Origin of the sequence: Neobacillus terrae (assembly GCF_011393025.1) — a bacterium.
GTDB classification, from domain to species: domain Bacteria; phylum Bacillota; class Bacilli; order Bacillales; family Cytobacillaceae; genus Neobacillus_A; species Neobacillus_A terrae.
Window position 1 is genome coordinate 71,664 of record NZ_JAAOEO010000008.1, and the last position, 23,535, is coordinate 95,198.

The window sequence follows — 23,535 nt, forward strand, 5'->3', positions numbered from 1 at the left end:
AGTCCCTCCTTAAAACAGTTTAGTTACACCCTGCAGAATACCAGGCAGGTTTACCCTTACATTTGTTTCGCCTTCCAAATAAGGCATGCTTGTTACCCATTTTCCATTGTCGAGATTAAACTGTTTTTGTTTGGCTTCAATCTCTTCATCAGTCAGCCACTGAAGCGTATTAGACGGGCATACACTTGCACACATTGGAGGTATCCCATCTTTAGAACGATCAATACAAAGATCGCATTTATACATCAGATTTTGTTCAGTATCAAATTTTGGTATGCCATATGGGCAAGCAATTGTGCAGTTCTGACAGCCAATGCACTTCTCCACGAGAGCCGATAGAACAGCCCCTGTTTCATGGATTTGAATGGCCTGGGCCGGACAGCTTCTTGCGCACGCTGGATTGACACAGTGAAGGCACATAAGAGGCATTGTCTGCCTGTTAACAAGCGGGTTAACATCATAGACATAGTTCCTGTTCCGTTCTTCGTGTCCGCCGCACTGTGTGCAGGCAGCAAGACAGGAACGGCAGCCGATGCAGTTTTCTAATTCTAAATAAAGCCTCTTTTTCATTTATTGCACCTTCTTTAATTCTAGTTTTTCAATCTGCGCAGCACACGCTTTGAATTCCGGCATGCGGGAAATTGGATCCAGGGCTGCAATGGTTAATAGATTAATAGATTGGTCGTGGCCAAAATGATACGGAACAAACACTGTGTCCTTCCTAATGGCTTCTGTAATTTTCACTTTATAAACAGCCTCACCGCGACGGGTAAAAAGGCGGACTCTTTCTTCATGTTCGATATTGTATTTTGCTGCTGTTTCAGGATGTACCTCAACATAAGGCTCAGGGCACATATCATGGAGGAATTGAATCCTTCTTGTCTGATTTCCTGATAGATAGTGAAACACTACACGCCCGGTTGTCAGTCGCAATGGGTACTCCTCATTTGGTTCTTCAGCAGGCGGGCGGTAAGGAAGTGCACAAATTTTGGCCTTTCCATCCGGATGGTAAAACTTCTTATCCAAAAACATATGCGGTGTTCCAGGATCGTTTTCGTCTTTGCAAGGCCAGAAAACTCCGTCCTGCTTTTCGATTTTATCCCATGTTGCACCATAGTAATCTGCGTATCCGCCTTTAGACGCGAGACGGAATTCGTCCGCAACGTCCCTTGCTGTCTTTAAATGAGAGAAGTATTTCCCTCTTCCAAGTCTTTCAGCAAGTTCAGCCTGAATCTGCCAGTCTGGTTTTGATTCACCAAGCGGCTCCTGTGCTTTGTTGATTTTTATAATACGGCCTTCAATATTAGTAACGGTACCTTCATCCTCAGACCATGTAACCGAAGGAAGAATAACATCCGCAAACTCAGCTGATTCTGAAAGGTAGAAATCAGCACACACCATGAAATCAAGGCCCTTCATAGCTTTTCTGACAAAGTTCAAGTTTGGAGCAGAAACAGCTGGATTTGAACAAAGCAGATACAATCCTCGAATGGTCTTTTGATCCATTAATTCAAACATTTCATAAGCAGATACACCCGGCTGAGGCATTTCCTCAGGAGTAATCCCCCACACCTGGCATACTTCTTCCACATGTTTTGGATTAGTAAGTTTACGATAGCCTGGCAGTAAATCTGACTTCTGTCCATGTTCCCGTCCGCCCTGGCCGTTACCCTGTCCTGTGAAAGTAGCAACACCTGCTTTGGGGCGGCCAATTTTTCCTGTAACAAGCGCCATATTGGTATAACCAGAAACATTATCCACACCTTTATGCTGCTGTTCTATTCCACGTGCAAACATGACAACTGCGTTTGGTGCTTTTCCATAAATCTCTGCTGCACGGATAATTTTTTCTGGTGCAACACCAGTAATTTGGCTGGTGTATTCAGGAGTGAATTCTTTGACTAATTCTTTTGTTTCTTCAAAACCATTTGTATGTTTATTAATAAATTCCTCATCGGCATAGCCTTTTTGAATTAATAGATTTACAATACCGTTGGCCAATGCTAAGTCTGTTCCAGGTCTAAGATCAAGATGAAGGTCTGCTCTTCTGGCAATTGGTGTTTCACGAGGGTCAACGACTATAATGTATCCCCCTCTTTCCTGTACATTCCATACACGGAACATGGAAGTTGGGTGGCATTCAGCTGTATTACTTCCGGCAATAAACAGGCAATCTGTTTCATGGATATCTGTCCAAGGTAATGTAGATCCTCGGTCAACTCCGAAGGAACGAAGGAAGCCGCCTGCAGCACTGGACATACAAAAACGGCCATTATAATCAATGTATCGGGTTTGCATAGCTACACGGGCAAACTTTCCTGTCAGGTAGCATTTCTCGTTTGTCATAGAAACACCGCTGAACACGGATAAAGTATCTTTTCCATACTCCTGCTGAAGCTCCGTAAACTTCTTGGCGATTAGATCGTATGCTTCTTCCCAGCTTGCTTCACGGAAGCCTTCTTTAGTTCCTTTTAATGAAGCATCATCGCGAATAAGCGGCTTAAGAATACGGTCCTTATGGTTGGTCTGCTGATATGCTGTTACACCTTTAGGACACATTTTACCAACCGTCACAGGCCAGTCATAACGAGGCTCAACTCCGATAATCTTATTTGTTTTTGTATTAACGCGGAGATTCATACCACATTGCATACCGCAATAGCTGCAGTGTGTTTTTACAAGCGTCTCATTTGGATGCTGCAAATTCTCTATTTCTTTAAAAAACTTATCTCTTTCATTCCGATACTCAACCTTTTGCATTCTGGTTGGCCTCCTTGACCTTAATTTCGTGCGTTGCAATTCCTGAAAATTGTGCGATCCGGTATTTTCTGCGGCATGGCAAGCAAAGTTCTGCCAGGTGGAAGCCTTCCTTCTTGAAGAACTCCATATTATTCAAACCAAGTACATCGATAACGTCTTGTGATTGTTCAACTGATACGAAGTGTGATCCGCAAACCTTACATTCTTTTTCTGCCTCTTCGCTGTAATGCTCTCTATAGTTCCGGGCGAATACGCTCATCGGACGGAACGGAATATGTGCGAGCTTCCCAAATGGAAGATAAATTAACGTTACGATAACTGAAAACTGGTGGATCAGACTCATTACCGGCTGCCCCCAGCCATGCAAAACGACGTTCATAAAAGTCAGCAGTAATCCTGTAACTGATATAAAAAGAAGCATGTAAAGTGGAAGGAAATCATACATGAATTTTTGTTCTGCACGCGCCTGCATATTTTTCAAGCGGCGATACAGCGCCATGCAAACCCCTGTAATAACCATAACGGCTGTTATATTTAAAGCATTGTAAAAAAAGAAAGCGATAATTCCGTCTGCACTTACCTTCATTAAGTTCATTCCCAGACCAACAACTGTGTAGTAGCCATTGTCATCCATCGTAAAGTACATCCATCCAAATACGAGAGGGAAAGTAACAAAGCAGGAAAGAATGCATCCGCCGCCAATTAAGAAGTGCTGGAGCCAGCGGTAAATCCCGCGATGCCAAATAAATTTATATGTAACTAAATGCTCTGCAGCCGTTTTAGGAGTTGATTTTCTAAACAACTGCTTTAAACCCTTTTTAATAATAATCTTGGTTGGCGGCCTTTCTCCCCATGCAATAAAACGGTAGAAGAATCCACCGATGAAAACGATGGTTCCAATCATATATCCGTACAAATTCAAGTCAATGTGTGTAAACATTCTTGTTCCGATAAAAGTCAGAATCCCAAGTGCCAAAATTGAAAGAAACATTGATTTGGCAAAATGGGAAGCAAAAGCGTCATTGACGGAACGTCCCTGTTTTGGATTTGTCGAAAGATTTGTCTGCATCTTATTTCCTCCTTATTAGAAAAGCGCAAGCGCCCTGAGCTGAAGCTGGACAGTTAACCAGTTTACAAAGAGCCAAACTTTTTATTGCAATAAAAAAACACGGTTGATTTCTTAATCTCATTTTAAGAAATCAACCGTGTTATCTTTATCAGGGAACTCCCCCATCATGGGGGGGAAATTCCCCTATATATATGTTTTTCAGACAAAAGTTAGACAAAATTTGTTTTACGACGTAATTGGCCCTGCTGGGTGATAGGAAGCAATACATCAAACCGCGAGCCTTTACCGACCGTACTGTTAATATTCAGCTTTCCGCCATGTTCTTTGATAATAAAATTCGTTACCAAAAGCCCCAGGCCAGTACCAAATTGTTTGGTTGTAAAGAACGGCTCCCCCATTCTATCCAGATTTTCCTTAGGAATACCGCAGCCACTGTCAATTACACTAATAACAATTTCTTTATTAAGATGTTTTAATTCCACTTTTATCAATCCGCCCATAGGCATTGACTCTATTGCGTTTTTTAATAGATTGATGCATATCTGTTTGATTTGATTGACATTACACTCCGGCATAGGAAGTTCTGGTTCATAATTTTTTTGAATCTCGATATTATTATCCTCTGCTAAATTGCGAACAAGAGACAATGTATAATCCAGAACATCTTCCATCCTTTCTAGTTGATATTCCTTGTTCTTTGGCTTTCCGATAATCATCAAATCATCCACAATATCATTAATCCGGGTAATCTCCTGCATCATGATGGTATAATATTTTTTATCTTCCGGGTGTTTTTCTCCTTGCAGCTGCGTGAACCCCTTTAAAGAAGATAATGGGTTACGGATTTCGTGCCCGATTGCGGTTGCCATCTGCCCAATAACAGCAAGTTTTTCATTTTGCCTGAGATCTTCGTGAACAGACGTAATAGCTCTAAGATAAGAGAAAAACCGACTTAATATGATAAAGGAAATGGCAGCAAATATTATAAATAGCAGGATAGGCATGATTACATGGCCATCCTTTAAAATAATACCAAGAAAAATATATTTCCCAATCAGACCACCAATCGCCGACCAAAAAAATTTTCGATTAATAAAAATAGGTGAAAAAAGAAGGAATAATACCTCGGCAACGTTCCCCGATTGGAATGGTTTATTATTCCCTAGATAGATTAAAAGATTGTCAGCAATGTCGATGCTTATGTATGAAAACAAATAGATATATTTAACAATAAAAGGATTGCCCTTTTTACAAAAGTAAATTGCAACAGGTATCAGTAAAAGAAGATATATATATAACCATATACCTAAACCATCCTTAGGAATGCCCGGCTTTATTTGATTAGAATAGTGAGGATAAACAATATAGTAGAATAGATCAAAAGAAAATAAAAATATATAAAATAAAATAAGAAATAATTTAACGGCTTTTACTTCTTCCAAACCAAGATTATTTCTTTGAAAATCTTCTTTCATCATCCATCCCCTTTTAATCACTTTCTTTTTTTTCTTCTGTTGGAATGCGCCTCCTATTCTATCATAACCTTAACAAAATATGACAAAAAAAAACGCAAAAACCATCTTGTTTCGACAAAATTCAATCATAAAAATTAGCCGAACCATTCAATTCAGCGCCAAAAACAACCATTACATTAGAAGGTATAAAAAAACTTTGAATGGAATCTGTTTAAAAACTGGTGATTACGGAGCTGAAGCTGGCTTACTATGCTATAAAAGCCCTCCTTAGAAGAGGGCTTCAGACTGTAGAGGATGCCTGTTGATTTCCTTTCCCAGGCACTCGCTTTCCGCGGGGCGGGCGGTGAGCCTGTCAAACTTCAGTGCCTAGCCCCTCGAGGTCGCTTCAGTCCTGCCGTTGAAGTAAAAGAACAACTTCATCGTCAGGCCCTCCAGCGCTTGTCGGGGCTGAACAAGTCACTTCCGTTCTTCTTTCTCCTCGGCGCAAACGCCTGTGGGGTCTCACCTGTCCCGCTAATCCCGCAGGACATTGAATAGCTCCCTTGAAATTGCCCACGCACGAAGGAAATGCGATAGCGTTTCCGAGGAGTCTCGTGCCCTCCACTCCAATCAACTTTGTTTAGAAAGTTGGTGTGGCAGTAGAACCAAGCCTTTTTTAAAATAGATATATATAAATTGCTTTCGAAAAACAGTCCCATTCATTTAAATCAGGTTGAAATGGTTAAATTAGACCAGCTTATTCCTCAGGTCCAATTGGTCCGTAAGATGGAATCAGCCCTTGATTCCTCTTTCATTTATGATTTATTCAAGGATGTGTATTCAGAAGTAGGCCGCCCAAGTTTTGTTCCGATTATCCTTATTAAACTTACCTTTATTCAATATACTTTTGGCATGCGTTGGACAGCCTTGAGGGCAATTAAGTATTGGTGGATGCAGGCGAGCTTATTTTCGCTGCGCTGAATTGAAAAATGATGGCCAACTGGACTTGTAACCGCCTGGATTCCGTGAATAAGAATGGTATAACCCAATAGGAAATCTAAGTACAAAAAGGGGGTTCGGAATAAAGCATTCCAAACCCCCTCTCGCCGACAAACTGAAGCCCTCTTTTGAAGAGGGCTTTTTAATCTTAACTAATTTTTCTTAATCTATTTTCAGATGTATTTAAAGTTGAATGCTTTCTGCCGTATCCGAAATAAACAAATAAACCGACAACCAGCCATATTCCAAAACTAATCCATGTCATAGCTGGAAGCTGGAGTGCTAAATACCCGCAGAATATGAATGCCAAAATCGGAATAACCGGCACAAATGGAACTTTAAATCCTGATTTAATAGGTGTTTTGGATTTACGAAGATATAGGATTCCAATTGATACAGCCATAAAAGCGAACAATGTTCCAATATTCGTAAGTTCAGCAAGCTTGCTTAGCGGAATGATCCCTGCAAAAATAGAAACAACCAAGCATGTAATCCAAGTATTTACGATTGGGGTCTGACGTTTTTTGTCTACCTTGGACAATGCTTTCGGGAGCAACCCATCGCGGCTGATTGCATAGAACAGACGAGTTTGTCCATACATCATAACCAGTAATACAGTCGTAATTCCAATAATAGCTCCTATAGAGATAAAGCCTGCAACCCAATCCTGATGGATGTAATTCAGGGCAAACGCAACAGGGTTCTTAACGTTTAGTTCAGTGTAAGGTACAATACCTGTTAGAATAGCTGAAACAATGATATAAAGGATTGTACAAACTAACAGGGAAGCAATAATACCAATCGGCATATTTCGCTGTGGGTTCTTTACTTCTTCAGCTGCAGTGGATACTGCGTCAAATCCAATATAGGCGAAGAATACAGTTGCTGCCCCGGCTGTAACACCGGAAAATCCGAATGGCATAAACGGTGTCCAGTTTCCTGGCTTCACGTACCATACTCCAACACCAATAAATAATAAAACCACCGCGAGTTTAATGATTACCATGATTGAATTGAAACGAGCTGATTTTTTCACACCCTGGGTCAATAAAAATGTGATAACGAAAATAATAATAATCGCCGGGATATCAATATAAGTTCCTTTAGCCGGATCATAGGCACTAGAGATTGCCGTTGGTATGTGGATTCCAAATCCTGCAATCAAACCTTGGAAATACCCTGACCACCCGCTGGCAACAGCAGAAGAGGCAAGGCCGTATTCCAAAATCAGATCCCATCCAAGAATCCAGGCAATCAACTCGCCAAAGGTAGCATAGCTATAGGTGTATGCACTTCCGGAAACCGGAACAGTGGAAGCAAATTCCGCATAACACAATGCCGCAAACACACAGGCAAGCCCAGATAAGACAAAGGATAGAATTAGTGCTGGTCCGGCATGCTCCGCGGCTGCTACCCCTGTTAAAACAAATATCCCTGTGCCGATGATTGCCCCAATACCTAGCATAGATAAGTCAAAGGCACCAAGATCTTTCTTTAAAGCGGTATTTTTCTGCTCATTTTCTCCTAAAAGAGCTTGTATACTTTTCTTCCTGAATAAATTCATAATATCCTCCTGTAACCATTGTCAAAATGTTTAGATAATTTTAATGCGATTTATTTATATCAGAATAATATAATCATTTTTAGAATAAATCAATATATTTTTTAAAATATCTAAAAATTTAATTTTTTCCAAGGAAATATAAGGATAAACACTGGAAATTATTATACACCCATACCAATATTGTTATCGCTTACAAGATTGATTATTTCAAGTAATTACAGGAAACGGTATTTGGAAATAGTCAAATTAAAAGGGCGCTTTTCCTTTTGAGAGCGCCGCTTCCATTTACTATCTATTAGTGATGATTCATTTCAGCAATAACAGAAACCAACTTGTTAAAATCCTGTTTATTGGGAATATGAGCGGAATTTTCCAAGGTAATAAATTCTTTTCCTTCCGGGGCATTCAGTTCATTAAAAAATTTTTGAGCAAGGGTATAGTTGGCCGTTAAATCATGCCTGCCCTGTATAATGTATACAGGAACCTTTAATTCTTTTATATAGCTTAAATCTGTTCCCATGATTTCTTTTTGCAGTTCTTCACATTCAAAAATGCTAAATTTCACCCCGGAGATTAAGCTTTTATAAGTGTCTTTAAGGGTATAATCCGGTGATATAAAAGCTCCCTTAATTAAAGCCATGATACTAGGGGCTTTTGTTTTTTCATCTTTATAAATATATCCCTTTGCGGCATTTATTAAATCGCTGTAGGACTTTTCCCTCTCATTAAAATAAGGCGGACCTCCAAGCTTGTGAAGCTTATGCAGTGTTTTCTTATCGTTATCATCTCCAGCCTTGGAGACCAGCCATTCATACGCAAGCATTTGCCCTTCTGTAATACTCGTAATTTGATCAAAACCAATATATGCATGAAATTTTACCGGAAACTCCTGGGCAAGTTTTATTCCGATAATTGATCCCCAAGACATTCCTGCCAGATATATCTTCTCCCTTTTAAACCTCTCTTGAAGATATGAAATCAATTCATTTACATCCGAAATGAATTGTTCAGCGTTCATTGTTTTTTTATCAATGCCTTTATAATAGCTTTTACCGGCGCCACGCTGATCATAATAAACCGTAATAAAATGGCTTGTCAGTTCAGGAAACAGAGTCCTTGCACTCACTCCAAAGGGAAAGGGCTGGCCGGGGCCTCCATGCAGCAACAAAAGAATCGGTTTTGTAAGATCCTTTCCTTCTACTAAAATGTGCTGTACTATTCCCCCAATATCCAAAGCAGCAGTTTCGCTTATCCCGCCGTTTTTCACAAGGACTTTTGCCTTCGCAAGAATTCTATTTTGCACCGTAATTCGGTATGTTATTAGAGCAAAAATAATGAATAAAATGACTGCTAAAATAATAGCGATAATCATGCAAATAACCATTTACACTCCCTCTTTTCATGGGGAAATTACTAAAAGCTATAATTCTCCCTTAAGCATCTTGTGTTTTTTCCTTAACAGGAAGGGTATATATTCTAATACGCAGCTTGCGTTTACAACTTCAGAATTAGGGTGAGAAAGAATGCGCAAAAGAAAATTTATCCACATATTAAATATTTTATTTGGAATCTTTATCGTTCCGTTTTCTGTCTATCAATTATACCATTTAGGGACTCACAGCACCGGCAGCCCCGCTTTTTGGATCCCGGTAGTCTCAATATTACTTTGGCTCATTTTTTATATACTTCAAACAAGGTTTATGACCGGAGTAATGATTGCTTTTGCTTTTTTTATTCAGGTTTTCTACCACTATTATGTTCAATACTTTAATTGGTAGTAAGAAAAGCGGAAGTGCCCGTTCAGCGAAGCAACTACCAGAGTAAACTTCCTGTAACAACTTCTCTGAGTAGACGGTATGCAGCTTTGCGACGAGCTGGAACATAAGCTTCTTTGAAAAAGCTTTGGCGCAGGAGCACTCGAGGTCGATGTTGACTTATCGTAGGGAGAAGCGGGATGGACACAAGCTGCACCATGTATCATCTAACGGTCATACTTGATGCAAGATAAGCAGAAGCTTATCAAGGATGAAAACTCGCTGGGCGCTGGGGCTAGACAATTAAAGGTTAAACAAAAGGACTTGCAGAAGTTGTGCAAGTCCTTTTGTTTGCTAATCGGAATTTATATCCATAAATTCTGAATGCATAAGAAAAATTAGGTCATTCGCTAAATACCAACTATTTAGCTGATTTGGATGATAAAAAACGGCTAATTGCTGAGAAGTCCTGTTCAGACAATCCGCTTTGTTTAGCCAGAGCGTATATTTCTTTCGTAACATTAGCGATTGGCATCGGTACTCCATTTTCAAATCCCGCTTTTGTGGCCAGATACAAATCCTTTTGCAGATGTACAAGAGGAAATTCAGGGGAAAATTCATCCTGCAGAATCTTGTCTTTTTTACCCTTCAAAGCTGGAGCTGCTGTAGGTCCCGCCAAAAGTGTATTAATAACCTTTTCTCTGTCTAGTCCCATTCCTTCCCCTAATGCAACAGCTTCAGAGAAAACTGCCATAGCTTGGCCGAGCATCAAATTAATAACCAGCTTCATCGATGCCCCCATCCCATTCTCTCCCTGGAAGGAAATATCTTTGCCCATGGCATTCATCATATCCCTAACTTCATTCATATCCTCTTCTTTCCCCCCAACCAAAAAGACAAGCTCAGCCTTTTCGGCCGGAATCTTGGAGCCAGTTACCGGGGCATCAAGAAAACGAATACCCCGGCTATTTGCTTCCTGGGCCATTTTCCTCGAAAACGCAGGATCAACAGTACTGCAGTCGACCCAAAGCTTCCCTTCTGAAAATCCATTAAAAAGCCCATCTTTATCAAAAACAATCTTTTCTACAATTGAGGGATTGGCAAGCATAGTAAAGACAACGTCTGCCTTACGGGCCACTTCAGCTGGACTATCAGCCCATTGAGCCCCTTTATCCAGCAAGCTTTGAGCTTTTTCCTTTGTTCTGTTATGTACCACTAAATCAAAGCCTTTACTTAGAAGGTTTTCCGCCATTCTGCTTCCCATGATACCTAAGCCGATAAATCCAATCATGAAGACATCTCCTTTATTTGCAAGTCAGTATTATTATTTATACTTTTGAACAGCCAAATCAAACATTACGACTTGGTTATACCTGTATATGGTACCCAGTTTTTTAAAAAAGAAAAACAACCGGTTCAGGTTGTTTTAACTCCTTTATTTAATTCATAATAAAATCCTTTATTTTTAAGAAGTGTTTCATGTGTGCCTTTTTCGATGACCCTTCCGCTATGAAGAACAAGGATCTGGTCTGCATGCCTAATGGTATTCAGGCGGTGCGCAATAATAAAACTTGTTCTGCCTTTCATAAGCCGTTTTAAGGCCTCCTGAATCTTTAATTCTGTAACAGTATCAATACTGCTTGTTGCTTCATCTAATACAAGCAGCGCAGGATCTGCCAGAAGAGCTCTGGCAATGGACAGTAATTGCTTCTGCCCCTGACTGATTCCGCTCCCATCCTGTTTTAATAAAGTTTGATATCCATCCGGAAGCTTATGGATAAAGGAATCGGAATTTGCCTGCTTAGCTGCTTCCACCACTTCCTCATCTGTTGCATCCAGTCTCCCGTATCGGATATTTTCCATAATCGAGCCTTCAAAAAGAAAAGAGTCCTGCAAAACAAAACCCATTTGACCGCGGAGACTTGCCCGTTTGATGCTGCGGGATTCCACACCATCAAAATAAATAGCGCCAATGTCCGGGTCATAAAACCTGGAAAGCAGATTAATCAAAGTTGACTTTCCTGCTCCGGTTGGTCCCACTAATGCAACGGTTTGTCCCGGTTCTGCTATAAAACTAATCCCAGACACCGTATCTCCGCCTTTTTCATAAGAAAAGGATACGTCCCGGAATTCCACTTCCCCTTTGATCTCTTTCACTTCAATAGCATGACTTTCATCCTTTGCTTCTGCTTTTTCATCGAGTATTTCAAAAACCCGTTCTGCTCCTGCTACTGCAGAAAGCAAGGTATTAAATTGATTCGCCAGGTCGTTTAAGGGTCTTGTAAATTGTCGGGAATACTCAGTAAAAACGATAATGGTTCCAATTGTAATCATACCCTTTAAGGCAAAAATTCCACCAACTGCAGCAATAATGGTAAAGCTTAAATTATTTAAAACATTCATTAATTTTGGAATAAATCCCGAAAAGGTCTGCGCCCAAAAGCCGGATTCACGCAGGCGTTTGTTTTTCTTCATAAAATCCAGTATAACTTTTTGTTCCTGGGAGAATGTCTTAACAATCCTCTGTCCTGATATGGTTTCTTCTATATATCCATTCAGTTCACCGATATTTGACTGCTGTTCTTTGAACAATACACCCGTCCGATTGGTAATCCACTTGAGCCCTGCAAACATTAGGGGAACGATGGATAAGGTAATAATCGTTAAAAGCGGACTCATCCAGAGCATTACTGACACAGTACCAACTAAAGTAAGTAAACTAGAAAATATTTGAATGACCGAGCTGTTCAAGGTTGAACTGACGTTTTCCATATCATTTGTAACCCTGCTCATAAGCTCCCCATGCTGCCGGCGGTCAAAAAAAGAAATAGGAAGGCTGTGCAAATGCCGGAACATTTGATTCCTCATTTTCTGAACTGTATCCTGCGCGATCCCAATCATCCAAAAGCTTTGCAAAAAGGACGACAGTGAATAAAGAAAGTAGGTACCAGCAAGGCCGGCTAGTAAAAGGAAAAGACCTTGTGTTTGCTTCGTGACAATATAGTGGTCAATCGCCCTTCCGATAAGGACAGGGCCAAGGAGTCCCAAGCCGGAGCTTGCCACAACCATCAAAACAACCAGAAATAACATCCCTTTTTTCTCGGATAGGTACATCCACAGTCTTTTCAACGTACTCTGCATATTTTTTGCTTTAGCTTTCTTTTTCCCTCCAGCCGCTCGTCCGTTGGCTTTAAAGTCAGGTCGGCTGTACTGAAATGGTTTTCTTAGTTCTTTATACATACATCCGTTTCTCCTCTTCAAACTGTGTCTCGAAGATTTTTCTATAAAGCTGGGATCCCTTTAACAGTTCTTCATGAGTTCCCTGTTCTTTTATTTCCCCGTCCTCTAAAAGAAGAATATTATCCGCCGCCATAGCCGTACTGATTTTTTGCGTTATTAAAAGAGTTGTACAGGAATATCCTTTTAGTGCATGGAGAAGCCGACCTTCAGTCTTTAAGTCGAGAGCACTTGTACTATCATCAAGCATAAGGATTTTTGGTTTTCTGATTAATGCACGTGCAATTGAAATTCTTTGTTTTTGACCCCCTGAAAGATTAACTCCTTTTTGGCCAATTCGCGATTGATATCCTTGAGGAAATGACTTAATGGTTTCGTGAATCTGTGCATTTTTTGCTGCCTCAATAATTTCTTCTTCTGAGGCATTTTCCTTTCCCCATGAAATATTTTCAGCAATAGTTCCGGTGAAAAGAAGCGCCTCCTGCGGCACATAGCCGATAGCTCCGCGAAGTGTATCAAGCTTAATCGAACGTATATCTTTGTCATCAATAAAAACTGCTCCGCTATTAACATCATATAAACGGGGCACTAGCTGAAATAATGAAGATTTACCAGATCCAGTTGCCCCAAGGATAGCAATTACTGCTCCCCCTTTTGCAGAAAAAGAGACATTATTCAGTACAGGATAAGGAGAATCTGGATAATGAAAGGATACCTCCTTAAACTCCACCTTTCCATTTTTAATCAGAAAGGATGCATCCACATCTGCATGGTCCAACAAATCAATCTCGGTTTCCAATACGTCGGCAATCCTTTGACCTGAAGCTCTAAAGCGGGCAAAAACCATAAGAATCATCGAAACCACCGAAAGCGCACCAGTAATTCTGGTTCCATAATTGACAATGGCAACAACCTCTCCTACTTTTGCACCACCAGAGCTGACTTCAAATCCACCAAACCAGAGAACCAGCAAAATGGCCAAATTCATAACCATCATTAGTACAGGAGTGGAAAATTCAATTAACCGAAGAGCAGAGGCTGTTTTATCTCTTAGCTCTTTGTTGGCTTTTTGAAATCTTTTTACTTCATAATTTCCTCTAATATAAGCTTTTATGAGCCTCATCCCGATGAGGTTTTCCCTAATGACATTATTGACATTATCAAGCTTTTCCTGAGTTGATTGAAAATAGATCCTTGCTTTGGTTCTAGCCCAAATGAGGAATACGACAAGGAAAGGAATTCCGCCTGCCAAAACTAATCCAAGTTTAACATCAACAGAAATAGCCATTATGAGTCCGCCTATGATGAGAAGAGGAGCCCGCATCATAATTCTCAAACTCATAAAAACAGTATTTTGCACCTGGGTAACATCATTTGTCATCCTGGTTACCAGTGAGGAAGTCGAAAACCTGCTGAAATTTGAAAAGGAAAAGGATTGAATTTTCTCGAACATTGCCTTTCTTAAATCGAATCCGAAGCTTTGACTTGCATGAGATGCATAGAAAGAATTAATAAGACCAGATAGAAATGAAAATAAAGATATGGCAAGCATGAATCCTCCGAGTAACGCCACTTCATGCAAATCCTTTTTCATAACACCTTCATCAATAATTTTTGCCATCAAATATGGCTGCCAAAGCTCAACTACCAATTCAACCAGCATTAAGCAAAGGGCAATAACCATGTGAATACGATACGGCTTTAAAAATGAAAATACTTTTTGCACTGAATTCACCCGCCTCTGGTTTTTCCGAGATTGTTTCGTAAATCTAAATATATTATATTTTAAATGATATCGTTTTTTTCTTTTTTTACAAATCTTGTTTCCTTATTTATCAAAAATAAAACCCTTGATATTCCCTGATATACATGTTATGATTAATGCTTATTGTAACTTTCAACTATGCATAATAATTATTGGCATTCTGCTTTTTGGTTTTTTAGCAAGACTTATTCACACTGGATCGGCTTCGGAGCCGTAAGGATGTAAGAGAGGTAGGGCTTACATCGTTTAGGTTAAAAACGGTCAGGTGGAATTATTACCGCGGCATACATCTATGATGACATATATATATTACACTTGTTAAGTTGCAAGTTACTAAGAAAAGCCGCGGCACCCGTTCAGCGGGTGCCACAGCTGGACAAAAACGCGTTTCCCCTGTTGGTGACTAACGCGATAATGATGAATATTCATTAAAAAAGCGGGCTATGCTGGCCCGCTTTTCTCATATAAATGTTTTCTCATGTTATATAAAAAGCAAAAAAGCATGCTCGAGAGCATGCTTTTTGCTTTTTTATTATTCGCCTTTAAACGAATCTGTTCCACGTCTTCTGTTTCGTGCTGTGTTATCTGTCTCATTCCATGGGTTTACATTTACTCCAGGGTCCGCTTCGCTATTTGCTGGAGGTGTATTTCCAATCATAGAATCGGATCCAAGAACCGGATTATATCCGCCCTCGTTACCAAATGTCGGATCTCCCATTCCTGCCCCAGTCTTTCCTGCATTACGGTTATCATCCAGGGAAGAATCAAGGTCTGGTCCGGAGCTGTTTACTGCTGATGGATCGGAAACACCTGTGCCTCCAGTACCAAACGGCATTTCTCCCGTCCTTCCCATCGTAGATCCACCAGTCATCATGCTCTCAGATTCATTAGAGAAGTCTTCTCTGTTCCTTAAGGTATCTCGACTGCTTGTCCTATCTACAGAGACATTGTCGGCAAGAGAACTGTTTGCATCATAGCCTACCCCGCCAACTGTCCTATTTCCGCCAAGAGTATCATCGTTTGCATCAACAGTACCGCTGCGAAGAGCGCCTCCTCGCGTTCCAGAGCCGTTATTCACTCGAGAATCATCAATGGCTGTTCCTCTTAGGGTGTCATCAGTGCCGTAGGTTGTACCTGCTGTTCCTGCACCCATACCACCAGAAAGATTAGCATCGGTTGTATCATTATTTAAATTGAGTGATGAATGTTTTCCGTTCTCATCCACCATAACTAAAATTTTACCTGACTTAACATCATTTTCGTATCGGTTAGCTTCATCTTCAGGAATACCCATTCCAATTAGAGCACCTGCAAGTCCACCTGCTCCAGCACCCACTGCCGCACCAGTAAGAGTTGCAGCGATCGGGCCAGCGGCCAAAATAGGTCCGACACCAGGGATAGCCAACGCACCAACACCCGCTAAAAAGCCAGCAAGACCCCCAAGGACTCCACCTGTAGCAGCTCCTGTTGCCATTCCCTCTTCTGTTTTTGTGCCAGTTTCATCATTAATCATTTCCACATCCGAGTGATCCTTTGCTACCACAGAAATATCATCCCGGTCATAACCTTGACGTTTTAAATCTTCAATTGCCTCAACTGCTTCGTGCCCATTATTGTATACACCAACGATTCGTTTCTCCATCATAAATTCCTCCTTTAAGATAGATTCATAATATAGATACCCTGTATAAACAGGCTTAACCCTTTTTCCTCTTCTCTCAGCTTCGAATAGGGTTTTTTTTTTTTACAAAATACGCATTTTTCGACAGTCCTTAAAGCATTTTGGAGACTTCAGTTTTTTAGGATCGGAATTATTTCCCCTTCAAGAAATATACTGAAAAGAGGACAAATACATGGGGCAAGATCAGGAAAAATTAAGGAAACAGGGGAACTATATGCGAAATAATCTTTTTCTTTTGGCGGATATTATATTTTATCTTGTTATCCCACTTGTTATATGGGAGTTTGGAAGGCCAATGATAGGTGATTATTTATGCATGGTTCTTTCATCTATTCCAGGAGTTATTTATGGAGCTTTCCGATTTATTTATTCAGGATTTTTGAATTTCTCCTCTATTTACCTTATCCTTAACATGATTGCCGGTACTTTAACCGACTTATTTTCAAAGACTGCTTCCCATCTTCTTTGGAATAATATCTACTATTCCATTATATTAACGATAATTTTTCTTGGGAGCGGTCTTATCAAGCGGCCCTTATTTTTATATTTCTCTTTAGACTTATTAACTGCACAAGGAAATGACCGAAAATTAACCAAGGAATTATTTTTTCAAAAAGAGATTTTAACCTTGCTGAATCGGGTTACTCTTCTATTTGGATTAGGAGAACTTCTTTACAGTCTGATAATGGCTAAACTAGTTAAATTATATGGAGTTGAGGCCTTCGAAACCGGGATTCTTGTGGAACAGGCGCTGAATCTCCTATTTTCAGCTATTTCCATTGCAGGTTTCTACATTCTCTATAACCGCGTTGACAGGATTGTAACTATTAAAAAGCCTAGTATCCCAACTGTTACACGGAAACATTATTTAATAAAAATCAATAAAGGCTGGTTTCTGCTAGAAAAAAGCTATTTCTTCTTTGGCAATCAGAACCGCTAAAAGGAAAGGTTAAATGTGAGTATCAGCCACCAATATAGATCACAGGTCTGTTCCCTCAAAAGGAGCAGGCCTATTGTTTTTGATGAAGAGAAACTTTTTGGGTCATAATATTCAAAGTGCGAATTCCCAAGTAAACACTCTAATTTCTGGGACTTTTTTTAAAAGTTGCTATACATGTTTTTGTTTCTAAAAAATACAGGGGTGGAAACAGTAAACTTAATGCGTTTGAAGCTACCGATATTGCCCAAATTAAAACACGAATTACTTTTGATGATATTGGGACAAGAATCATAGAGGCGTTCGGAAATGAAGCGGAGCCTACATTGCCTAAAATCGTTAAACTCCTTGAATTCTGGAAAAACAGGAATGGATTCTATGGAAAGAATCAATATGACTGAGCCGAAATGGTTTAGTTTTTCTGTTTAAGGGGTGAGCTGATGCGTGGGGCATATCAAAATTTGTCCGGGATTTTGCTGAATATAGAGGGGCATTCATCAGCCAATGCCGGGGATTCACTGCCCAAAGTCGGGCATAAAGCTTCTCCCCTAAGTATTTTCGGAAAAAAGAAGTTTTTAGTCTCACTATCTTTCGTTTATTTATAAATTGTATTTTTTACAGCTAAATCACACATAGAAAAAACATTTAATTTATAAAAACTTTAAAAATTTAATTTTTTTAATTCGATATTATCCTTCTGCCGGCTTAACAAGCACCTGATCCTTATCTGGGTAAACTTTTTCAATATGCTGTTCGCCCCACATACATAAAGAGTCAAGAATCGTTTTTAAGGTCCACCCATATTCAGTCAGAGAATATTCGACCTTTGGAGGCACCTGGTTATATACCTCACGCAAAATAACATCATCCTCTTCCAATTCTCGCAATTGCTGAGTCAGCATTTTTTGTGTAATTCCAGGCATAAGTCTTTTTAGTTCACTGGTTCTCTTTTTCCCTTTTATTAAGTGACATAAAATTACTACCTTCCACTTTCCGCCGATTACTTCCAATGCGGCTTCCACTGGTATATTATATTTTTTCATTGTTTTCGCCTTCCTAGTTAAAGTTACAACAGTAACATTATAGCCGTTTATCCCTTTTTATCCTATAGGGTACTTTTTGGTACCTATGTACCCTGATGGTGCCTGTGGAACTTAAAAGTGCGTACTTTTCCTTTTTGTATATATCCTGCATACTAGCTTTCAGGGTTCAGTTGGTGAAAGGCGCCTTCACCATTCCCAGTTAAAATTAAAACTTTTTAGGAGGTATTCAAGTGACTTCACATATAGTTACTCAAAGTAAAAAAGGAGGCACTCCAGCTCTTATCGCACTTGCCGTCAGCGCTTTTGGTATTGGTACGACCGAGTTTGTCCCTGTAGGGTTATTGTCGACCATTTCTAATGATTTAAGTATTTCTATTACGATGGCAGGTTTATTAATTTCAGGCTATGCAATTGGAGTAGCTTTTGGGGCTCCTATATTAACAGCTCTCACAAATAAAATGAGCAGAAAAACTTTGCTTATGGCACTTATGGTCATTTTTATTGCAGGAAATTCAGCAGCAGCACTTTCATCAACTTTTAGCATGCTTCTAATAGCTCGTATCATTACAGCTTTTTCTCACGGAGTATTCTTCTCTATCGGTTCAACTATCGCGGCGGATTTAGTTCCTGAAAATAAAAGGGCTAGCGCGATCGCCTTCATGTTTACAGGATTAACAGTTGCGACTGTCACTGGAGTTCCCTTGGGTACATTTATTGGGCAGGCTTTTGGCTGGAGAGCAACATCCTGGGGAGTTGCCCTGCTTGGTATCATTGGGATCTTCGCCAGTGCAGTATTAGTACCTAAGAATATCAAGGATGCCCCTCCATCGTCATTCAGTGATCAAATTAAGATTTTGAAAAACGGTCCGCTCCTATTAGCCTTTGCTATTACTGCTCTGGGATATGGAGGAACATTTGTAGCTTTCACCTATTTAACACCAATACTTCAAGATATTACAGGGTTTTCATCTAAAGCTGTCAGCACTATTTTATTTGGCTACGGACTTGCTGTAGCAATTGGCAATACCACAGGCGGAAAAGCCGCTAATAAAAACCCTTTAATAGCATTATTTTGGATGTTTCTCATCCAATCGATTATTCTAATCACTTTAACGTTTACTGCTCCATTTAAAATTGCTGGTCTTTTGACTATCTTTCTAATGGGACTGCTTGCATTTATGAACGTTCCCGGTCTTCAAATTCTGGTTGTAAACCTTGCTGAAAAGTATGTTCCTTCCGCTGTTAATGTAGCATCGGCTTTGAATATTGCCGCATTTAATGTAGGAATAGCGATCGGAGCATTTGTTGGAGGCATTATTGTCGACTCCATAGGGATCCAGCACACCCCTTGGATTGGCGGCTTAATGGTTATTGGCGCAGTAGTCCTGACAGCCTGGAGTTCGGTGATTGAAAAGAAATCATCTATCAGTTAATGGAAATAACTAGGGCACACCTGATTGTATGCCGCTTTTTACAATCTTTACTTTCTCCCTAGAGATAAGGCGATAGCTGCACAAGACCATATAATTACACATAGCAAAATTAGATAAAACAAGCCTGACATGTTTACCACTCCTTCTTCTTTTTTTAAAATATAAAGTATGAAACGCGTTTCAGCGCAAGAAAGAGATGATGAACAATGGGAAATATCCGGGACATCGCCAAATTAGCTAAGGTATCGGTAACGACTGTTTCAAGGGTTCTCAATAATCACCCCTATGTTTCAGCTGAAAAAAAAGAAGCTGTCATTAAGGCTATTGATGACTTAAACTACCATAAAAATATGAATGCGGTTCATCTTTCAAAAGGAAAAACCAATATAATCGGGGTTGTGCTTCCCTTCATTAACCATCCCTATTTTAGTTCTATCCTTGAGGGGATTGCTCTTGAGGCCCAGCTCCAGCACTATAAAATCATGATTATCCAAACTAACTACAAACAAGAAAAGGAAAAAGAAGCACTGGAACTGCTTCGCCAAAAACAGCTGGACGCCTTGATTATTACTTCCCGATCGCTTCCTTTGGAGAATTACTCGCTTTTTAAGGAGTACGGAAAAATTATTATGTGTATGAATGCGATGGATAATGATTTTTCGAGTGTCTTTATCAATCATTTTGAAGCTTTTCATATTGGATTAACCCATTTAACAGAGAGCGGGCATAGAAAAATTGGGTATGCGGTGGGACGAAGGGTAGGAACAAACAGCCATGCCAGGTATATAGCTTATAAGGAGTTTTTAAGTCAAATAGAAGAAAAGCCTAGAGAAGAGTGGATTTTTTCTGGATGCCTGACCATTGAGGATGGAAAAAGGATTGCACGAGAATGGAACCAATTAGAAGAAAAGCCAACCGCTTTAATTCTTACAAACGACCTGGTTGCGGCCGGCTGCATTTTAGAATGCAGAAAACTTGGTATTTCCATACCTGGCGAGCTAGCGATTATCGGCTTTGAAAACCATGAAATCTCGGATCTTCTTGATATAACAACCATTGAATTGCCCCTAGGTTTAATGGGCCGAAACGCTTTTAACCAAATCCTGCAATCAAATAAAGTACAACAGATAGAGATTCCCTACCGGTTAATCAAAAGAAAGACTGTTTAAAAAGCCGTCCAATCTTTTGGGCGGCTTCTACCTTTATATAACTACTTCACCTGTTCATGATGATTAATTTTCCGGATTACCTGGTTTAAAACCTCAGAAAACACCAGGCCGAAAGCGATCGCTCCTGAAAGAAGAAAAGCTTCTGCGGCAAGGGAAACAGCATGTCCATAATCATTTTGAACAAAATTTCTCATAGCATCATAAGCCAGCCCGCCAGGAACGAGAGGAATAACTCCGGAAACGCTAAATATGATGACGGGTGTTTTATACGCTTTCGCAAGAATATGGCTGATGACTGCCACTAAAAAGGTTGCACTTAAAGTAGCAAGGACTACATCAGCACGCTGATCAACCATGACCACATATATAAGCCAACCGAACATTCCGACCAAGCCGCACTTTACCAGAGATTGTGTTGGCGCATTAAAGATAATTCCAAATGCTCCTGTTGCAATAAAGCTTGTTATTAATTGTTCCAAAATTTTCATTTTCTTCACCTAATTGTCTGCATTATTTCAGGATCTTGGAAGAGAGCTTAAAGAAAGGACAACACAACTGCTATCCCGGAACCAATTGCAAAAGCAGTTAAAAAGGCTTCCGCCCCTTTAGACAGCCCCGAAACAAGATGTCCCGCCATTAAATCCCGGACTGCGTTTGTAATTAAAAGTCCAGGGACCAGCGGCATTACTGACCCAATAATAATTTTATCCAGCTCCTGCCCAACTCCCAGTTTTACAAACAACGCTGAAAGAAGTCCTATAATAAAGGAAGCTAAAAACTCCGAAAAAAACTTGATCGGCAGAAACCGGTGAAAGTAAACCAGTCCAAGAAACCCACATCCGCCCGCAATCATTGAAGGAAGAAAATCATTCCAAGTTCCGTTAAACATTATAAGAAAGCAGCCGCTTGCTATAGCTGCCGCTGCAACTTGCACCGAAAAAGGGAATGTAAGGTTTTGTAAATCTACTTCTTTTAGAAGATGTTTTGCTTCAAGAAGGTCGATTTCAAAACTGCTAATGCTGCGTGAGATGCTATTTACCATGGTCACTTTTTTTAAATCGGTGGACCTTTCCGATATACGAGTCAGCTTTGTTCTGGTTGGACCGGTTCCTTCTGCTGAAAAAATAATTCCAGTAGGGGTTACATAACTATGTGATTGACGGATTCCAAACGCTGCCGCCATTCTCATCATGGTATCCTCTACACGGTATGTTTCAGCCCCGCTTTGCAGCATAATTTTTCCGGCCAGCAGGCAGACTTCCATCACTTCTTCAGTTGAATGATTCATTACTTCCATAAAAATCTCCCTGGCAATCAATAGTACTATCTTCTACAGTTTAAAGGAAAAAACAAATATTAATCAAATCCTAAGAAAAAGCAAAAGGGACACGTTTGGCTCCGTAAGGTATATTATGATGAGTTAAATTCACCACGTCCTCGAAAAAGCTGCGCTTTTCCTTGGTGCGATACTCCCGAAGCTTTCCTTTTCCTGCGGGCCCTCGACTTCAACTGAGAAAAGGGCACGAAGAATGGAATGATTCAATGTTGACTTATCATTTCCTGTCGCTATTTTCCATTTTCCCACTCCTGCTGTATGTCAGAGATGATGTAATAATGACTTAATAAAAAAACTGCCTTTTTGTGTGAAAAGGCAGTACCAATCTGAAAAAAATAATAATTTTGCTCAGATAACGGGCAACCCGGCTGCCATAGTGAAAGCACCTTAGGCCCGTAGCTTTGCGTCCTCACCTTTCAATGAGTTTGCCTTTTCAGTAGATTCAGTTTTTATGATATGAGCATTATTTTACCACATATAATAATCAAATTGACTCGTTTTTTTCCACATATAGCAAAAAAAAACAGTTTTTATAAGGTATATAAGACCTATACTTTTTACACAATTAAACAAAAAACAAATTTAATCAAACGTTTGATTAAATTTCTTTACGGCCTTATTTAAAGTTTCTCTGAAACTAGTTCTTCCACTTTTACTATTCCGTTTGCAGCCTTCTTTCCAACCGATTTAACAGGAAGCTAAGAGATATAGTAAGAATTAAATAAATGACAGCGGCTGTTAAATAAGGTTCCCAGACCCGAAAATATTGTCCTGCCATCGCTCTTCCCCAATACATCATTTCGGGTGCTGCAATAATAGCAGCCAGAGATGATTCCTTAATTAGGACAACAAACTCGTTTCCAAGCGGTGGTATCATCCTCTTGGAAGCCTGGGGCAAAATAACATATTTCATAGCCTGAACATGTGACATTCCCAGCGATCTCGCTGCTTCCATCTGACCCTTATCAATGGATTGAATCCCAGCTCTAAAAATTTCAGCAATATAGGCAGCAGCATTAAAAGATAGGGCTATAACGGCAGCTGCAACGGCATTTGTTTCACCGCTGAATAAAGGAACTACACCGAAGTGAATTAATAGGATTTGTACAAAAAGAGGTGTACCTCGAAAAAAAGTAACATAGGCATTAAAAGGCAGTGCCAGCCAGCGGTTCCGCATCATTTTTCCCAAGCCAACCATCAATCCCAAGGCCGTTCCCAATACAATTCCTGACAAAGAAAGACCTATTGTCAGGAGCGTGCCTTTCAATAAAAAGGGTGCATACTCGAGAATAATATCCCATCGAAAAGTCATCTTTACTTCCCCTATCATTCAC

At 40.0% G+C, this 23,535-nt stretch carries 18 protein-coding genes and 1 riboswitch; of the genes, 4 read left to right on the top strand and 14 right to left on the bottom strand.

Translation table 11 applies throughout. The features are described 5' to 3' along the window. Window positions 1-9: 9 nt before the first annotated feature. The 4 genes from G8761_RS13220 to G8761_RS13235 form a co-directional block, all read right to left on the bottom strand. Window positions 10-570: a 4Fe-4S dicluster domain-containing protein gene (locus G8761_RS13220; protein WP_045524505.1), complete on the bottom strand. Its 561-nt coding sequence runs from the start codon at window positions 568-570 to the stop codon at window positions 10-12. After that, on the bottom strand, window positions 571-2,760 hold the full coding sequence (locus G8761_RS13225) for a molybdopterin oxidoreductase family protein (RefSeq protein WP_166027408.1): 2,190 nt from the start codon (window positions 2,758-2,760) through the stop codon (window positions 571-573). It abuts the gene before it with no gap. Beyond that, window positions 2,747-3,829: a respiratory nitrate reductase subunit gamma gene (locus G8761_RS13230; RefSeq protein WP_166027410.1), complete on the bottom strand. Its 1,083-nt coding sequence runs from the start codon at window positions 3,827-3,829 to the stop codon at window positions 2,747-2,749. The genes G8761_RS13225 and G8761_RS13230 overlap by 14 nt, the downstream gene beginning before the upstream one ends. Before the next feature lie 209 nt (window positions 3,830-4,038). Further along, on the bottom strand, window positions 4,039-5,304 hold the full coding sequence (locus tag G8761_RS13235) for an ATP-binding protein (RefSeq protein ID WP_166027669.1): 1,266 nt from the start codon (window positions 5,302-5,304) through the stop codon (window positions 4,039-4,041). A 717-nt stretch (window positions 5,305-6,021) separates the two neighbouring features. Between G8761_RS13235 and G8761_RS13240 the strand changes: the two genes are divergently transcribed. After that, window positions 6,022-6,264 (top strand): transposase, encoded by a 243-nt coding sequence (locus tag G8761_RS13240; protein ID WP_166027412.1) that lies wholly within the window; start codon window positions 6,022-6,024, stop codon window positions 6,262-6,264. Between the two features lie 166 nt (window positions 6,265-6,430). On the opposite strand, the gene G8761_RS13245 is transcribed toward G8761_RS13240, so the two are convergent. The 6 genes from G8761_RS13245 to G8761_RS28090 form a co-directional block, all read right to left on the bottom strand. After that, window positions 6,431-7,846 carry a branched-chain amino acid transporter BcaP gene (locus tag G8761_RS13245; protein WP_166027414.1) on the bottom strand — a complete coding sequence of 472 codons (1,416 nt, stop codon included), beginning with the start codon at window positions 7,844-7,846 and terminating at the stop codon, window positions 6,431-6,433. A gap of 295 nt (window positions 7,847-8,141) precedes the next feature. Further along, window positions 8,142-9,230: an alpha/beta hydrolase gene (locus G8761_RS13250; RefSeq protein ID WP_166027416.1), complete on the bottom strand. Its 1,089-nt coding sequence runs from the start codon at window positions 9,228-9,230 to the stop codon at window positions 8,142-8,144. 791 nt (window positions 9,231-10,021) lie between these two features. Continuing rightward, window positions 10,022-10,891, bottom strand: coding sequence for an NAD(P)-dependent oxidoreductase (locus tag G8761_RS13255; protein WP_166027418.1), 870 nt, complete (start codon window positions 10,889-10,891; stop codon window positions 10,022-10,024). Window positions 10,892-11,016: 125 nt separating this feature from the next. Beyond that, window positions 11,017-12,840: an ABC transporter ATP-binding protein gene (locus tag G8761_RS13260; RefSeq protein ID WP_166027420.1), complete on the bottom strand. Its 1,824-nt coding sequence runs from the start codon at window positions 12,838-12,840 to the stop codon at window positions 11,017-11,019. After that, window positions 12,833-14,563, bottom strand: a complete 1,731-nt coding sequence (locus G8761_RS13265) for an ABC transporter transmembrane domain-containing protein (protein ID WP_166027422.1) — start codon at window positions 14,561-14,563, stop codon at window positions 12,833-12,835. The genes G8761_RS13260 and G8761_RS13265 overlap by 8 nt, the downstream gene beginning before the upstream one ends. A 571-nt stretch (window positions 14,564-15,134) precedes the next feature. Beyond that, on the bottom strand, window positions 15,135-16,247 hold the full coding sequence (locus G8761_RS28090) for a YflT domain-containing protein (RefSeq protein ID WP_420800249.1): 1,113 nt from the start codon (window positions 16,245-16,247) through the stop codon (window positions 15,135-15,137). A gap of 208 nt (window positions 16,248-16,455) precedes the next feature. Here G8761_RS28090 and G8761_RS13275 point away from each other — a divergent pair, with 208 nt between their 5' ends. Next, the gene (locus tag G8761_RS13275) at window positions 16,456-17,223 is read left to right on the top strand and encodes a VC0807 family protein (RefSeq protein WP_166027424.1); all 768 of its coding nucleotides are present in this window, start codon (window positions 16,456-16,458) and stop codon (window positions 17,221-17,223) included. A gap of 686 nt (window positions 17,224-17,909) precedes the next feature. On the opposite strand, the gene G8761_RS13280 is transcribed toward G8761_RS13275, so the two are convergent. Further along, complete coding sequence (locus G8761_RS13280; RefSeq protein ID WP_166027426.1) at window positions 17,910-18,263, bottom strand: winged helix-turn-helix transcriptional regulator; 354 nt, start codon at window positions 18,261-18,263, stop codon at window positions 17,910-17,912. A 224-nt stretch (window positions 18,264-18,487) separates the two neighbouring features. Between G8761_RS13280 and G8761_RS13285 the strand changes: the two genes are divergently transcribed. Next, a complete protein-coding gene (locus tag G8761_RS13285; RefSeq protein ID WP_420800251.1) occupies window positions 18,488-19,696 on the top strand; it encodes an MFS transporter in 1,209 nt (402 codons plus the stop codon). 206 nt (window positions 19,697-19,902) lie between these two features. Continuing rightward, the gene (locus G8761_RS13290; protein ID WP_166027430.1) at window positions 19,903-20,865 is read left to right on the top strand and encodes a LacI family DNA-binding transcriptional regulator; all 963 of its coding nucleotides are present in this window, start codon (window positions 19,903-19,905) and stop codon (window positions 20,863-20,865) included. 41 nt (window positions 20,866-20,906) lie between these two features. Here G8761_RS13290 and G8761_RS13295 read toward each other — a convergent pair whose 3' ends face one another. The 3 genes from G8761_RS13295 to G8761_RS13305 form a co-directional block, all read right to left on the bottom strand. Next, a complete protein-coding gene (locus G8761_RS13295) occupies window positions 20,907-21,353 on the bottom strand; it encodes a threonine/serine exporter family protein (RefSeq protein ID WP_166027432.1) in 447 nt (148 codons plus the stop codon). A 47-nt stretch (window positions 21,354-21,400) separates the two neighbouring features. Then, window positions 21,401-22,162, bottom strand: coding sequence for a threonine/serine exporter family protein (locus tag G8761_RS13300; protein ID WP_166027434.1), 762 nt, complete (start codon window positions 22,160-22,162; stop codon window positions 21,401-21,403). A gap of 394 nt (window positions 22,163-22,556) precedes the next feature. After that, window positions 22,557-22,641, bottom strand: a riboswitch (cyclic di-GMP riboswitch). A 215-nt stretch (window positions 22,642-22,856) separates the two neighbouring features. Beyond that, the gene (locus G8761_RS13305) at window positions 22,857-23,513 is read right to left on the bottom strand and encodes an amino acid ABC transporter permease (protein WP_166027436.1); all 657 of its coding nucleotides are present in this window, start codon (window positions 23,511-23,513) and stop codon (window positions 22,857-22,859) included. Window positions 23,514-23,535 lie beyond the last annotated feature (22 nt).